The following is a 12,182-nucleotide window of genomic DNA, read 5'->3' on the forward strand; positions in this document are numbered from 1 at the left end:
CCTTTCAATTGTCATATAAGCACAAATAAGCACTTGATCAAGGATCAAATACTTTGCCCAGGCGTACGGCTGTTTGCAATGTGCTTCCTCATGGTTATCCATGTTTACGCCAGTCACACATTGGTTAATTTCTATAATCTTACAAGCTCCCTCTCCGAAATTCAATATCTTTTTTCAAGCGATGACTATGACTTAAACCTTTCGCTCCCCATATGAATGGAAGAGGCATTCGTTGCGCACGTCATTATGGGCGATAAAAAGGGAGGGAATTACTCATGAAATCGGTATTTAAGCTTGAATTAGAGGAAGCAAAAATGAATGGCGCTCGCAATACGAGCCCGGAAATCGCCATAGCTAAGGCTTTTACAGCTAGCGGTCACAGGCGTTCTACGCATTTGTTCGTAGATAAGCAAGTATAAGTTTTATACTTTTGCTTCGCATCTACCTTGACAAACGCGCTCGTCCCTGAAGGACGATAGAGTCGTTTATCCTTGAATCAGCCCGGTGGTCCAGCGACCATTCATGGTGAGGCATTTGGGATTCATGCCATGATGCCTGGCAAATTTGCTATTTTCGTCGGGGGACTTCCAATTGTGGTGAACGGGAGTGTCATTGGCGGAGTCGGTGTAAGTGGAGGGAGTAGTGAGGATGACATTGCTGTGGGGGTTGCGGCGTTAAAGGCGCTTCAGTCTTATTTGGGTAACGTATATGATGTCATGACAGAGCCTGATATAAAGAAATAGGCATCATTTCAAAAAGAAAAGCCCAGTCCCTCCAACGAAAGAGAGAACGGGGCCTATGTGTTATTTCAAAAGGCTTCTAACATATTGAACGGTTTCGTCAATCGTATCATCCGTTAGTTGTTCTAACGAGATGTCGATCCCCGGTTTTATTCGATGCAGCTTCTCCAAGAACGTTTTCGTTTGGAAAATACCTTTGCCGGTTGGGACAGCTTCCAGCTTGCCATTTTGAACGACGACATCCTTAAGATGGGCAAGGACAATACGATCACCGAAAGCAGCAAAAGCCTGATCCAGAAATACTTCTTGTGTCTCAACAGAAACGGGTGGCAATAGATTCACTGGATCAAACACAATCCCCAGATTACTGGATGGAACCTCATCCAAAATTCGGACCATTTTATCGCAGCTAGACAATGTGTGAGTGAATACAGGTTCGAGTCCAATGAAGACACCCCAGCGTTCTGCTTCCTCTGCCAATTCTTCAACTGTTTGCTTGAGGGTCTCCCAACCAATGGCCTCATAACGCTCGGAATCCTGCGAGAGGTACGTCGTTAGGTCAGCCGTTTCCGTCGCAACGATAGAGGTGCCAAAGTCTCTGGCGAAACGCAGATGCTCCTTGAACCGGTTGATTTCATGACGCCGCTGCTGCGGATCAGGATGAATTGGGTTGATATAGCAGCCAAGAACGCCAATTCGGATGCCAGCATGGTGGAATTGCTCAGCAATGTGGTTGGCAAGAGCAGGGCTGAGCCTGCCGAGGCTGGTGTCAATATCACTAATCGCTTTACTGAGTGCCAATTGAACGAAGTCAATGCCTCGTCCGCTTAACTTCTCTGTTAATTTCTTCAATGGAAGATGTCCAGCAGTATGAGCTAACGTACCGATTCCCATCTATCTAGCCATCCATCCGCCGTCCACGCACAGTACGTGTCCGTTCATATAATCTGATGCATGCGATGATAAGAATACAACTGGACCTTTCAAATCCTCAGGTGAGCCCCAACGGCCTGCCGGAATTCGATCTGTAATGGATTGTGTACGTTTCTCATCTTTGAGAATAGGAGCTGTGTTATTAGTCGTCATGTAACCAGGAGCGATGGCATTGATCTGGATGCCTTTCCCAGCCCACTCGTTCGCTAATGCTTTGGTAACACCTGCGATAGCATGTTTGCTTGCTGTGTAACCAGGAACATTAATGCCACCTTGATAGGTCAGCATGGAAGCGATGTTTATGATTTTGCCGCTGCCGCGCTCAATCATGTGACGGCCAAGCAGCTGGCACAAGAAGAAGGCCGAGTTCAAGTTCAGGTCAATGACATCGTGCCAATCTTGACGCGCATGGTCGACTGCCGGTGTACGACGGATGATTCCGGCGTTATTCACGAGAATATCGATGCCGCCATAGATGCCAATGGCTTTGTTTACCACATCCTCAAGGATGACTTCGTTGCTAAGATCAGCTGCGATCAGCTCGGCTTTGCCGCCTATTGCTCGGATGGCTTCAACCGTTTGAACGCTTTCAGATGAGGAAACAGCAATGACATTTGCGCCTGCTTCTGCAAGGCCAATGGCCATCGCTTGACCAAGACCGCCGGAAGCGCCGGTAACGAAGGCTGTTTTGCCTGATAAATTAAAAAGTGTCATGAAGGATACTCCTTTTCACTATTGAGTTACAATTTGGATGCCAGCATCTCTGTACTGCTTGGCAATATCAGCGGGTAGGGAACTGTCTGTTAGAATCATAGCCACCTCTGACAAGGTAGCGAACGTTCGTAAGGCACACTGGCCGAATTTGTAGTGATCGGCAACGCCGTAAACCGTTGCACTGGATCTGATCAACGCACGTTTATAATCGGCATGATCACTTGTGTAGATGGTAAAGCCGTGCTGCAAATGAACACCAGTGGCAGAAATGAACGATTTCTGAATATTGAGCTTACTCACATAGTCTACGGCTTCAGGACCTGCGAGGGTGTTACGCAGACGGTAGCCGCCTGGCACAACCAATCGAATTTCTTCTTTATGCAAGAGCTCGGAGATAATAAATAAATCATTCGTTACAACAGTAAGCGGCTGATTATCCAGCCGCCTAGCAATTTCAAGTGTTGTACTGCCGCCATCGAGGGCAATAATATCCCGTGGTTGAATGTATCGCAAAGCAATCGTCGCGATTTCGGATTTTTGATCGGCGTGCTTAATGATCGGCTCTTTCGTTGAAAGTATGCCAAGCTGATCACTTTGAGCGAGCACCGCTCCGCCATGAATGCGGACGAGTAATCCTTTTTCCTCGAGTTTGGCCAAATCTTCGCGAATCGTTTTACCTGTAACGTCCAGCCGTTCGCTAAGCTCGTTCACGGTTACTTCTTTCTGAGCCAGGAGTATTTCCATGATGGTTTCATATCTGCGTAAAGGGTTCATCGGTTGTCATCCGTTTCTTAATAGAGGTTACCGATTATTTTAAATCTTTCATGGCCACGGCGTCCATATCATCAAAAATTTGATTTTCGCCAGCCATACCCCAAATGAAGGTGTAGTTGTTCGTGCCAACACCGCTATGAATGGACCAGCTTGGGGAAATGACAGCTTGCTCATTGCGCATAACTACGTGACGTGTTTGCTGCGGTTCACCCATCATGTGGAACACAACCGCATCTTCCGGCATGTCAAAGTAGAAGTAAACTTCGGAACGACGATTGTGTGTATGGGATGGCATTGTGTTCCACATGTTGCCTGGTTTCAGAAGCGTCATACCCATTACGAGTTGACAGCTTTTTACACCGCCTGTGTGGATGTATTTGTAAATCGTACGCTCATTAGAAGTATTGATGCTGCCTAAGTGAGTAGGAGTAGCTTCGCTGATGGCGACTTTAACAGTTGGATATGTTTGGTGAGCTGGTGTTGAATTAAAATAGAATTTCGCAGGCTCAGCAGCGTTATCACTAGCAAACGTAATATCCTTCGCGCCAAGACCAATATAAATGCAATCTTTGGAATCCATGTTGTAAACCGTACCATCAACGGTGATCGTGCCTCTGCCGCCAACATTAATAATACCGATCTCGCGGCGCTCTAAGAAATAATCAGCAGCCATTTCTTTCTTGTCAGCTTGCAATTGAAGTGCGCCTGTAATAGGAAGCACGCCACCAATGATGAAACGGTCAACGTGGGAGTACACTAATTTAATTTCATTAGGTGAGAACAAAGCATTGATTTGAAACTCAGCTTGCAGGCGTTCCGTGTCAAATTGTTTAACTTCATTCGGGTGTGATGCGTAGCGGATATCCATAGGTTAATCTCTCCTCAAAATTGGTTTATTTACGTTGATATACGTTCATATAGGTTTAATTTACTTCAAAAGGGGGGTTTAGGCAAGGGTTTTTGGACCTATGTTTCAAAAAGTTTCTCTGAGGGTGAATAAAAGATACGGAATAAGTAAACAACAAGCAAACGATATTATGTTACACCTAGGAGGTAAAGCGCATGGATAAAAGTCATTATTTCGATCACGTTTGTAACGATACGATTCCCACTCAACCTGAGGAAGAAGCCACAACACCGACAGATATGCTGAGTGAGGCTGTCGAGGAAATCATGGATAATGTGAAAAAGGTGTTCTCCGCGGGCAATCCCGATGATCGGGATTAGGAAGTGGATGAGCTTCTCACGAGGATGGGAGAGCGCTGAAAAGGACCTTGTTGTCTACATTTGTAGATACCAAGGTCCTTTTTTTATTTTCTCCATACGATCTGTTGGAGTATTTGGGCTATACGCTAGAATGCATTCCGGCCAGTCTGAAACTTTCTCCATTGGATCGGGGTCATGCCTGTAATGCGTTTAAACACGGTGGCAAAATGTTGACTGGATGCATAACCCAATTCATTAGCAATCTCTGTGACAGAATCCGTGCCTTCAACCAGCAGTCCGCAAGCTCTCTTAATTCGTGCGCGTTCAATAAATACCATTGGCGGGAGCCCCGTATATTCCTGGAAGGTGCGGAAGAAATGGGAGGGACTGATCCGCACAAAATCAGCCATCTCTTCAATGGCAGGGCGCCATTGCGGCGTTTTCTCAATCCGGTCTATCAGTGCATCCAATTGACGTAAAAGATCGTCAGCGAGAGAGACCATTTGTTGACTAGGCTGAAGAATTCGAAGCATCAACCCAAGCAGCGCTTGGCGGGTAGCGGAGGTTCGTAATGGAACGTTGGAATTTAATGCACTTCGCAACTTTCTAATGTCGTCAACGGCCTGCAGTCCAGTATGGGTAACTCGGGGCAGTGCTTCTAGAGCATGTTTGAAGCATTCACTCTCGCCTTGCGGCAAGCGCAACCAGTCTTCCGAATGCGGCGGTGTGATGATGAACCACCAGAAACGGCTGGGCTCTATCACGTTGAATCCGCCGCGATGAACCTCGCCAGGACTTGTGTGAAACACGTCGCCTGCTTTTGTCTCATAGACGTACCCGTCCAGCTCCCAGTTAGCTTTACCCCGTTCAACCAAAACGAATTCGTACCCGGCATGCTGATGATAAGAAAGGGGCAGAGCCGACCTAATCTCATCGAAGCCGAAAAGGAGCAGCTCCGGTACACCTGGTAGGCAATCTTCCGTATTGATGTCGTAAGTCCAGCGCGGACTTTGTTTCGCAGGCAAGGGGAGGGCCTCCTTTATGTTCGTAGATAAGTATAAGTTTTATTACACTTCGCGTCATCAGTCTTGACAAACGCGCTCGTCCCTGAAGGACGACGGAGTCGTTTATCCTTGGGATGTTCTTATTTGTCTTATATGTTTCTCATACTACTTTGTAGCTCTATGAACGTCAATCAACTTGGGATTAAGTATGATGAAAACAAGACAATATAAGGAGGAATTTACGATGACTTTGCAAGTAGAGAGAACGTACAAAATTACGGCTCAGGATAAGGATACATTCAATCGCGACGGGTATTGGATTTCTCCGAAGCTGCTGGACGATGATCAAATCGCACGGTTGCGACATGCACATGAACGGGTTTGGACTAGCGATTACGATGGTGATGGGCTTCCGATGAACCATTATCGTGCGAACTCGAATCCGGATTCATTACGCAAGCTAGATAATGGATGGTGGATCAATGACGAAATCCGAAGCACCGTCACGGATCCGTTTATCGGTGAGCTTGCAGCCGATTTGCTGGAGACAGATGAAATTAGGCTGTGGCACGATCAGGTTATTTATAAGCCAGGTGTTGGCGATAAGGAGACGCTGTCCGGCAACGTTGGCTGGCATCAGGATTATGGCTACTGGCAATGCTCCAGCAATCCGAATATGATCACCGTATGGATCGCGCTTCAGGACACGGACCTAACCAACGGCGGGATGATGACCATTCTAGGCTCTCACAAGTGGGGACTAATACCTGATAGCAACACGTTCTTCGATCCGAACATGGAGGAGCTAAGGAACAAATATGCGGCAGGTCGGGAATGGGTCGAGGAGCCCTGCATTCTGAAGGCAGGTCAGGCAAGCTTTCATCACGCTCTTACGTTCCACGGGTCCGGCGCGAATAAAACGAATGAGCCACGGATGTCTGTCGTCGCGCATCTGATGCCGGGCGGCACCAGCTACCGCGTAGGCGTGCAGCGTCATGACAATTCCCGTTTGCTAGGACCGCGCCCTTATCACGGTCAGGCTTTTGCAAATGAGTATTTTCCGGTTTTGTTTAAACGATAAATAAAGTGCCGAATTCCTTCCATACGAAGGGATATTCTTGACATAATTTATATGTTTGGGGTAAGCGAAGCTTACCCCTTATTTATGGTTGGGTTTTAACATACCGCCATACAGCGTACAACGCGTGCCTGGGATTCGCACGCATTAAGAAATTGGGATGGAAAGTTGTACTGTGTACAACAATTTCCTCGATTTCTATCGAGCAAGCTAAAAGATGTTGTATTTCATACAACAAGTCAGCCTTTTAAAGGCAAAAGGGCTACTTCTGCTAAAAATGTTGCATTTTTTGCAACATTTCCGTGGGAAACGTGAATTAGCTTGCGTAATGTTGTACAAAGTACAACAAGACACGGATGATCAAGCGAATGTTTGAAACATTTACGGCTAAGGCGTTGGATACTTTGCATTAAACTTTACAAACAGCCTCGTCAATGGTCGACGTAAGGCGTTTTTTTAATTTTCAAGCGTTATTTTTTGAATAATTGATCCATCGTTCTGCATAAAATGGTCATCATCTCGTTGATCTCGTCTTTCGTTACAATAAGTGCAGGCATCAATCGAATTGTACTCGGATTTGGCGAATTAATAAGCAATCCTGCTTGCAAACAAGCGGAGACAAGCTCTGTTCCGCGCGGTTCGGGAAGATCAAACGCAAGCAACAATCCTTTTCCACGTATATGAGTAAGTCCATACAAAGCTTGAATTTCATGGAGTTTATTCAGCACATACATCCCTTGTTCAGCGGCTTGCTGAGGAAGGTTGCGCCTAATCACTTCGTGAACAACTGCATATCCCACAGCCATGGCAAGCGGTTGTCCTGTATATGTACCACCCTGATCACCTGCATCAAATAGATTATACGCTTCTTTCGCTAACATCGCAGACAACGGAAATCCGCCTCCAATCCCTTTAGCTAATGTAAGCACATCCGGCAATACACCATAATGCTCATAAGTGAACATGCTTCCAGTTCGTCCAATTCCTGTCTGGATCTCATCAAAGATTAGAAGAATTCCGTGTTCGCTACAGAGCTTACGTAACTCTTGTATGTATGCGAAACTAACTTCATAAACACCGCCTTCACCCTGAATGAGTTCTACTAAAACAGCACATGTTTTCCGGTTAATGGCTCGTTCAATGGCCTCAATGTCATTAAACGGCACTTTAACGAATCCAGGCACCTGTGGGGTAAACATTTGCTCCCATCCTGCCTTTCCCGTAGCAGCCATAGTTGCCAACGATCGACCGTGGAAGCTTCGGTTCGTTGTAATAATTTCGTAAGCTCCATCTTTGTGGACGGAACCATATTTACGTGCAAGCTTAATAGCACTCTCATTGGCTTCCGCACCTGTGCTGCCAAAAAATACACGTTCTAATCCCGTTAACTTCGTTAATAATCGGGCGAACTCAACCATTGGCTTATTATAGAAGGCTGGACTCACATTAACTAGCTTCCCCGACTGTTTCAACAAGGCATCACTTATCACCTGGGGAGAGTGGCCTAAACAAGTAACCGCCCATCCGCCAATAAAATCTAGATAACGTTTCCCTTCTGTATCCCAGACATACATACCTTCACCATGCTCCATAACTACCTGAGGTCGGTTAGCAATAAATAAAATGGATGAATTCGCATCATCAAGTAATTCATCCGTATAAGGATCCATTTTTCCCACTCAGACATCATCCTTTTCATCATAATTGAATAATTATACATTTTAAAGTATATTTATTCAATGCTAGAAATCTCTTCCCATCGAAAGGATTTTCTTTTTACCTATAGACGGTTACAATTGCCTTAATGATGACACAGCTTTTCTGGAGATGAACACATGGCGAATCCGTTAGAACATCTTAGTTTTAATCATATCGATTCCGCGACGGTCGGTACGATTGTATATCCGCCGGGTGGTAGGTACGGTCCTCGCATCCAACAAGATATTCAGCTTGTTCTCTTACATACTGGTTCAATGGAAGTGACCATTGATGGCGTTCTCTTCCGACTGGAGCCCGGCAATGTGGCACTTCTAAAGCCTGGGCACATCGAGTATTTTACATTTGCAGATGAACAGGACAGTTGGCATCGTTGGGTAGCCGTAAGCATCCAACCATTATCTATGGATGAAGTGAAAGCGTTGGAGCAGGTTCCATTTAGCCTCCCAATTTCTGAACACTTGAACCGAATAACAGACCTTATGCTGTCAATCCGATCCGAGCATGAAGATACAGGGCCAGTCATGCGAAGTCTCGGTCACACAGCGATTCAATTATTTCTATCCGAGTTGTCCAAAGCGCAGCTGCAGCGTGACATTCATCCATCTGTTTTACTTGCCAAATCATACATTCATCAAACATTTAAAGAAAACTTGAGTCTGCCGCTAATAGCCGCGCATGCGGGAGTTTCGGATGAGCATTTGGTAAGGCTTTTCCGTAAATACGAGCAAACGACGCCGATTAAATATGTGTGGCACTATCGTGTACTGCGTGCTATGGAGTTGCTAGCCCATACGGGTTTATCGATATCGGAAATTGCTCAGCGAAGCGGGTTCCAAACCAGTTACCACTTCGCGCGATTGGTGAAGCAGCAAACAGGTAAAACTCCTTCAGAGATAAGGACTTCCTCTTGGGGGAAAGGAGATTCCCATGCAGAATAGCGGTTGCCTTTTCCCCGCCTTCTTGACCGAGCATCACTGCCATCCGCAGGTGATGGCGTATTATTTTAAACAATGGCAAGGCTTCAATATGCCCTTTCATCGTCATGATGCGGTAGAAATCATGTATACCATCCAAGGTAACTGTGACGTTGAAATCCAGACACTTCCTACACAAACCGAAAGTGTTAGTCTCAAAAAGGGAGAGTTCATTATCATGGATGCCAATGTCTCCCATCGATTGATCGTTGATGAGGCTGCCCCCTGTAGAATGCTAAATGTAGAGTTCCGTTTTACCCAGCAAAAGGGTGTGTTTCCATCTATTCATCAACTGGCTGCAGAAGACAAGCTATTGGCTTCTTTACTTGAGGTCAAATCTCCTTATTTGGTACTGCGCGACCCCGATGAGGTGTATCACATTATGAAAAGCTTGGTGCTTGAACTGGATAAAGCAGCCGTCAAAAGTGTTACGATGGTTCAATTGCTCATCGCTCAACTGCTCATTCGAATAGCGCGACTTAGGCAAGAAGCAGCAAGCGGCGGCATGGCGCAAAGTGAGTGGTATGTGAAACAGAGCGTTGACTATTTGCACCAGAACTATGACCGCGACATTCAAGTGAAGGAAATTGCTGGAGCCGTAAATTTACATCCCGGGTATTTACAACGGATATTCAAATCGTTAACAGGGCAAACCCTTATGACTTATTTAACCGTGATTCGAATGGAAAAAGCCAAAATGCTGCTGCTGGAAACAGATGTGCCGATTTCAGAAATTTGTGATTATATCGGGGTAGGGAGCCGACAGTATTTTCATATGCTTTTCAAAGACTATACCGATTTAACCCCTACGGAATATCGGAAATCAATGGATACTCACAAGTCGGAATATCCAGAAAAAAGTTAGGATTTTTGACAAACCAGCTCCAATGAAGTTAGGAATTTGATAACGTTTTCTCTTTCGCGCTTGATACAATGTGAATTGTAGAGTAAACAACAGAGAGGACGATAAATATGTCATTTAAGGTAGCTTTTATTGGAGCAGGGAGTATTGGATTTACACGTGGACTACTACGAGATTTGTTAGCAGTACCTGAATTTCACGATATTGAAGTCGCTTTTACAGACATTAATCAACATAATTTAGATATGGTTACCGAGCTGTGCCAAAGGGATATTCGGGAAAATGGTTTGAACATTGAGATTCAAGCTACTACTAATCGTAGAGAAGCTTTGAAAGATGCGAAGTATGTCTTATGTACGATTCGTATGGGAGGTCTGGAGGCCTTTGCCACCGATGTGGATATTCCGCTAAAATACGGAGTTGACCAATGTGTGGGCGACACGCTATGTGCGGGCGGCATCATGTATGGTCAGCGCGGCATCTCGGAAATGCTTCGCATTTGCCAAGATATTCGAGAAGTGGCGGCGCCGGATGTGCTGCTGCTAAATTATGCGAATCCGATGGCCATGCTGACCTGGGCTTGCAACAAGTACGGCGGTGTGCGGACGATTGGTCTCTGTCACGGTGTTCAGCATGGGCATCAACAAATCGCGGAAGTATACGGCTTGGAGAAAAAGGAAGTAGACATTATTTGCGCAGGCATCAATCACCAAACTTGGTATGTACAGATTCGTCATAACGGTCAGGATTTGACTGGGGGTCTGCTTGAAGCCTTCGAGAACCATCCGGAGTTCACGCGTACGGAGAAAGTGCGTATCGACATGCTGCGCCGCTTCGGTTACTACAGTACAGAATCCAACGGACATCTTAGCGAGTATGTGCCTTGGTACCGAAAGCGTGCTAGCGAAATCCAAGATTGGATCGACATGGGCAGCTGGATTAATGGAGAAACAGGCGGCTATCTGCGTGTTTGCACGGAGGGACGCAATTGGTTTGAGACGGATTTTCCGAACTGGATGAAGGATAAAGCATTTGTTTACGCAGCAGAGAAACGCAGTGAAGAGCATGGCTCCTATATTATTGAGGGTCTCGAGACAGGACGCGTGTATCGCGGGCATTTCAACTTAGTCAATAACGGTGTCATCTCTAATTTGCCAAACGATGCGATTATCGAAGCGCCAGGCTATGCAGATCGCAACGGCATCTCGATGCCTCATGTTGGAGACCTGCCGCTTGGACCCGCAGCGGTATGCAATGTGAGTATTTCCGTGCAGCGGCTTGCTGTGGAAGCGGCCGTGCATGGCGATGATAAGCTGCTTCGTCAAGCGTTTATGATGGATCCGCTCGTAGGAGCCGTCTGCAATCCCAAAGAAATATGGCAGATGGTTGATGAAATGTTGGTCGCACAGGAGGCATGGCTGCCTCAGTATGGCGCGGCTATTACAGAAGCAAAACAACGGCTAGCAGCTGGTAATCTCGTTCCAACGCGCAGCTACGAAGGTGCAGCGCGCTTGAAGGTGAAAACGGTGGAAGAAATGCAGCAGGATCGTGAAGCTGCGAATAAAAATGCAGGTGAAGCGGACAAAGGGAAGGATCGCGCAGCGGTTAACTCATAATGTTTGTTTGGATTCAAGTATGTTTATTTAGGCTGCTTTTCAGATATAATTAAAAAGTAAGTGAAGGACCGCTTGCGGTCCTTTTATTTTTTCGTTTACGAAAGGGGAAAGCCAGATGTCTAATATTGGCGTATGGGAAGCAGCCGAGCCAGGCGTTCAGCGCTGCATTCTGAAAGCTGAGGTTGGCTTAATGATGATGGAGGTTCATTTCGAGCCAGGAGCCATTGGTTACCAACACAGCCATGTTCATGAACAAATGTCCTATTGCTTAAAAGGAAAAATTGAGTTTACCATAGATGGCGTCGCGACCGTTATCGAGCAAGGTCAGACGATATACATACCAAGTAACGCTAAGCATGGTGTTACAGCATTAGAAGAATCCGCGTTGTTAGATGTCTTCACACCGATTCGCGAGGATCTTGTCAAACGGTAACCAGTTGCGCTCGCAGCTGGTTTTTCTTTCCTATATAGCGCTCCTTTCTTGCGGCAGGAATGCCATTGTTTTTAGTTTTTTTATGGTTTTTTTAGATATGTGGTTGAAATGAAACAAATAAAGAACAGG

General features: G+C 45.9%; 14 protein-coding genes and 1 riboswitch. Of the genes, 8 read left to right on the forward strand and 6 right to left on the reverse strand.

What is annotated here, in order from left to right; genetic code table 11:
- Positions 1-48: 48 nt before the first annotated feature.
- Positions 49-127: riboswitch (ZMP/ZTP riboswitch) on the reverse strand.
- Between the two features lie 148 nt (positions 128-275).
- Together ASG93_RS36690 and ASG93_RS36695 are read left to right on the forward strand one after the other, a co-directional pair.
- Positions 276-419: a heme-binding protein gene (locus ASG93_RS36690; protein WP_235551020.1), complete on the forward strand. Its 144-nt coding sequence runs from the start codon at positions 276-278 to the stop codon at positions 417-419.
- Between the two features lie 72 nt (positions 420-491).
- Positions 492-743, forward strand: coding sequence for a heme-binding protein (locus tag ASG93_RS36695; RefSeq protein ID WP_056838471.1), 252 nt, complete (start codon positions 492-494; stop codon positions 741-743).
- Between the two features lie 60 nt (positions 744-803).
- On the opposite strand, the gene ASG93_RS30780 is transcribed toward ASG93_RS36695, so the two are convergent.
- The 4 genes from ASG93_RS30780 to kduI are packed head-to-tail and all read right to left on the reverse strand — an operon-like array spanning position 804 to position 4,029.
- Entirely contained in the window at positions 804-1,634 is an 831-nt protein-coding gene (locus ASG93_RS30780) for a sugar phosphate isomerase/epimerase family protein (protein ID WP_056838473.1), read from the reverse strand.
- A complete protein-coding gene (gene kduD, locus ASG93_RS30785; protein WP_056838475.1) occupies positions 1,635-2,387 on the reverse strand; it encodes a 2-dehydro-3-deoxy-D-gluconate 5-dehydrogenase KduD in 753 nt (250 codons plus the stop codon).
- Between the two features lie 18 nt (positions 2,388-2,405).
- Complete coding sequence (locus ASG93_RS30790) at positions 2,406-3,161, reverse strand: DeoR/GlpR family DNA-binding transcription regulator (RefSeq protein WP_056838478.1); 756 nt, start codon at positions 3,159-3,161, stop codon at positions 2,406-2,408.
- 34 nt (positions 3,162-3,195) lie between these two features.
- Complete coding sequence (gene kduI / locus ASG93_RS30795; protein WP_056838480.1) at positions 3,196-4,029, reverse strand: 5-dehydro-4-deoxy-D-glucuronate isomerase; 834 nt, start codon at positions 4,027-4,029, stop codon at positions 3,196-3,198.
- Positions 4,030-4,223: 194 nt separating this feature from the next.
- Here kduI and ASG93_RS35580 point away from each other — a divergent pair, with 194 nt between their 5' ends.
- Positions 4,224-4,388 carry a hypothetical protein gene (locus ASG93_RS35580; RefSeq protein WP_156411105.1) on the forward strand — a complete coding sequence of 55 codons (165 nt, stop codon included), beginning with the start codon at positions 4,224-4,226 and terminating at the stop codon, positions 4,386-4,388.
- A gap of 125 nt (positions 4,389-4,513) precedes the next feature.
- On the opposite strand, the gene ASG93_RS30800 is transcribed toward ASG93_RS35580, so the two are convergent.
- Positions 4,514-5,392: a helix-turn-helix domain-containing protein gene (locus ASG93_RS30800; RefSeq protein ID WP_056838482.1), complete on the reverse strand. Its 879-nt coding sequence runs from the start codon at positions 5,390-5,392 to the stop codon at positions 4,514-4,516.
- 223 nt (positions 5,393-5,615) lie between these two features.
- On the opposite strand from ASG93_RS30800, the gene ASG93_RS30805 reads away from it, so the two are divergent.
- On the forward strand, positions 5,616-6,452 hold the full coding sequence (locus tag ASG93_RS30805) for a phytanoyl-CoA dioxygenase family protein (protein ID WP_056838484.1): 837 nt from the start codon (positions 5,616-5,618) through the stop codon (positions 6,450-6,452).
- A 467-nt stretch (positions 6,453-6,919) separates the two neighbouring features.
- On the opposite strand, the gene ASG93_RS30810 is transcribed toward ASG93_RS30805, so the two are convergent.
- A complete protein-coding gene (locus tag ASG93_RS30810; protein WP_056838677.1) occupies positions 6,920-8,119 on the reverse strand; it encodes an aspartate aminotransferase family protein in 1,200 nt (399 codons plus the stop codon).
- 165 nt (positions 8,120-8,284) lie between these two features.
- On the opposite strand from ASG93_RS30810, the gene ASG93_RS30815 reads away from it, so the two are divergent.
- From ASG93_RS30815 to ASG93_RS30830, 4 genes are all read left to right on the forward strand, one after another.
- Positions 8,285-9,106 (forward strand): AraC family transcriptional regulator, encoded by an 822-nt coding sequence (locus tag ASG93_RS30815; RefSeq protein WP_056838487.1) that lies wholly within the window; start codon positions 8,285-8,287, stop codon positions 9,104-9,106.
- Positions 9,096-10,007, forward strand: a complete 912-nt coding sequence (locus tag ASG93_RS30820; RefSeq protein ID WP_056838488.1) for an AraC family transcriptional regulator — start codon at positions 9,096-9,098, stop codon at positions 10,005-10,007. Before ASG93_RS30815 ends, ASG93_RS30820 begins: the two co-directional genes overlap by 11 nt.
- A 107-nt stretch (positions 10,008-10,114) precedes the next feature.
- A complete protein-coding gene (locus ASG93_RS30825; protein ID WP_056838491.1) occupies positions 10,115-11,620 on the forward strand; it encodes an alpha-glucosidase/alpha-galactosidase in 1,506 nt (501 codons plus the stop codon).
- Positions 11,621-11,735: 115 nt separating this feature from the next.
- On the forward strand, positions 11,736-12,053 hold the full coding sequence (locus ASG93_RS30830) for a cupin domain-containing protein (RefSeq protein WP_029193605.1): 318 nt from the start codon (positions 11,736-11,738) through the stop codon (positions 12,051-12,053).
- Positions 12,054-12,182: the final 129 nt, after the last annotated feature.

Source organism: Paenibacillus sp. Soil787 (assembly GCF_001429545.1).
Lineage (GTDB): Bacteria > Bacillota > Bacilli > Paenibacillales > NBRC-103111 > Paenibacillus_E.